The 2,291-nt window shown below is 48.1% G+C and carries 2 tRNA genes and 1 rRNA gene; all 3 read right to left on the minus strand.

Annotation, left to right across the window (positions count from 1 at the left end):
- Window positions 1-264: 264 nt before the first annotated feature.
- The 3 genes from D0C36_RS24330 to D0C36_RS24340 all read right to left on the minus strand — a co-directional run bounded on the left by D0C36_RS24330 (window position 265) and on the right by D0C36_RS24340 (window position 2,234).
- A tRNA-Ala gene (locus D0C36_RS24330) sits at window positions 265-338 on the minus strand.
- An 88-nt stretch (window positions 339-426) separates the two neighbouring features.
- Window positions 427-501 (minus strand) — tRNA-Ile (locus D0C36_RS24335).
- Window positions 502-712: 211 nt separating this feature from the next.
- Window positions 713-2,234 (minus strand): 16S ribosomal RNA (locus D0C36_RS24340).
- Window positions 2,235-2,291 lie beyond the last annotated feature (57 nt).

The raw sequence follows: 2,291 nt of genomic DNA on the forward strand, positions 1-2,291 counted from the left end.
ATATCATTGCTGCTTTTGCTCAGCACGATACGTTTTTTATTTTTCGAGATGTCTTAGTCAGTAGTCATCGGTCAGTAGTCATTGCTGACTGCTAACTTCTTACTGCAAACTGTAAAGACGTCCCTACTGTTGTCTTCTCTTCAATTTACTTCTTCCAATATGTCAAAGAACGTTTTGCTTTTTCATCACCNTGGTCATTGGTCAGTCGTCATTGGTTTTATCCTGATGACTATTGACTAATTAACTAATGATTGCTAAGCAGCGTGGAGAATAACGGATTCGAACCGTTGACCCCCTGCGTGCAAGGCAGGTGCTCTAGCCAGCTGAGCTAATCCCCCTTTCAGATGTGTCATTCGTTATCTGTCATTAGTAATTGGTCTGTTCTGACTTTTTACTTTCGACTTTTAACTTCCGACTTAACCTTAGTAGTCCCGAGCAGATTTGAACTGCTGACCCCTACATTATCAGTGTAGTGCTCTAACCAAGCTGAGCTACAGGACTGTTTTCCTTTTAGTTTGCAGTTTCCAGTGCGCAGTTCTCAGTGTGTTACTGCCTACTGCCAACTGCTGACTGCCAACTGTGCTCCGTGGCTTGTGCCAGGCTACCCTGATGGCTTCATCTTCCGGGTTGTTTCATTAATAATAAGAAAAGATAATGCAGGTAACAGCGTTGCTGTTATGTTTACAAAGTAGTTTGCGGGATAATGCTCCAGAAAGGAGGTATTCCAGCCACACCTTCCGGTACGGCTACCTTGTTACGACTTAGCCCCAGTTACCGACTTTACCCTAGGCGGCTCCTTGCGGTTACCGACTTCAGGTACTTCCAGCTTCCATGGCTTGACGGGCGGTGTGTACAAGGCCCGGGAACGTATTCACCGCGTCATTGCTGATACGCGATTACTAGCGAATCCAACTTCACGGGGTCGAGTTGCAGACCCCGATCCGAACTGTGAATGGCTTTAAGAGATTGGCATCCTGTTGCCAGGTAGCAGCCCTCTGTACCATCCATTGTAGCACGTGTGTAGCCCCGGACGTAAGGGCCATGATGACTTGACGTCGTCCCCTCCTTCCTCTCTATTTGCATAGGCAGTCTGTTTAGAGTCCCCATCATTACATGCTGGCAACTAAACATAGGGGTTGCGCTCGTTGCGGGACTTAACCCAACACCTCACGGCACGAGCTGACGACAGCCATGCAGCACCTAGTTTCGTGTCCCGAAGGACTAGAGCGTCTCTGCTCTATTCACTAACTTTCAAGCCCGGGTAAGGTTCCTCGCGTATCATCGAATTAAACCACATGCTCCTCCGCTTGTGCGGGCCCCCGTCAATTCCTTTGAGTTTCACCCTTGCGGGCGTACTCCCCAGGTGGAACACTTAACGCTTTCGCTTAGACGCTGACCGTATATCGCCAACATCGAGTGTTCATCGTTTAGGGCGTGGACTACCAGGGTATCTAATCCTGTTTGATCCCCACGCTTTCGTGCCTCAGCGTCAATCATACTTTAGTAAGCTGCCTTCGCAATTGGTGTTCTGTGACATATCTATGCATTTCACCGCTACTTGTCACATTCCGCCTACCTCAAGTACATTCAAGCCCATCAGTATCAAAGGCACTGCGATAGTTAAGCTACCGTCTTTCACCCCTGACTTAATAGGCCGCCTACGCACCCTTTAAACCCAATAAATCCGGATAACGCTTGGATCCTCCGTATTACCGCGGCTGCTGGCACGGAGTTAGCCGATCCTTATTCTTACCGTACATTCAGCTTCCCTCACGAGGAAAGGTTTATTCCGGTACAAAAGCAGTTTACAACCCGTAGGGCCGTCTTCCTGCACGCGGCATGGCTGGTTCAGACTTGCGTCCATTGACCAATATTCCTTACTGCTGCCTCCCGTAGGAGTCTGGTCCGTGTCTCAGTACCAGTGTGGGGGGTCATCCTCTCAGATCCCCTAAACATCGTTGCCTTGGTAAGCCGTTACCTTACCAACTAGCTAATGTTCCGCATGCCCATCTTAGTCCTATAAATATTTGATTATAATATGATGCCATATCATAATGTTATGCGGTGTTAATCTCTCTTTCGAGAGGCTATCCCCCTGACTAAGGTAGGTTACATACGTGTTACGCACCCGTGCGCCACTCTCATGAGAAGCAAGCTCCTCAATCCCGTCCGACTTGCATGTATTAGGCCTGCCGCTAGCGTTCATCCTGAGCCAGGATCAAACTCTCCATTGTAAAATGTGTTTGTTTGTATCCAGACCCTATTAACTCAATCAATAGAAATCTGTAAAA

The sequence above is a fragment of the Mucilaginibacter conchicola genome, assembly GCF_003432115.1.
Taxonomy (GTDB): domain Bacteria; phylum Bacteroidota; class Bacteroidia; order Sphingobacteriales; family Sphingobacteriaceae; genus Mucilaginibacter; species Mucilaginibacter conchicola.